Source organism: Enterobacter sp. SCRI0065 (genome assembly GCF_059766475.1).
This window is the reverse complement of the sequence record NZ_JCBAJB010000060.1, coordinates 1-255: the sequence shown is the minus strand read 5'-3', so window position 1 is coordinate 255 and position 255 is coordinate 1. Positions and strand designations below refer to the sequence as shown.

At 49.8% G+C, this 255-nt stretch carries 2 rRNA genes; both read right to left on the bottom strand.

Features of this window, described 5'->3' with window-relative positions:
- A 5S ribosomal RNA gene (gene rrf / locus AC6EMZ_RS23445) occupies positions 1–68 on the bottom strand; the annotation flags it as partial.
- 97 nt (positions 69–165) lie between these two features.
- Positions 166–255 (bottom strand): 23S ribosomal RNA (locus AC6EMZ_RS23440); the annotation flags it as partial.

Below are 255 nucleotides of genomic sequence, written 5' to 3'. Positions count from 1 at the left end.
GCGCTACGGCGTTTCACTTCTGAGTTCGGCATGGGGTCAGGTGGGACCACCGCGCTAAAGCCGCCAGGCAAATTCTGTTATCAACACGCATCTCTGCATATCAATTAATCTGTTATCAAGCTGAAAACGATGTCTCTCTTTCCGCCAAAACATCTTCGGCGTTGTAAGGTTAAGCCTCACGGTTCATTAGTATCGGTTAGCTCAACGCATCGCTGCGCTTACACACCCGACCTATCAACGTCGTAGTCTTCAACG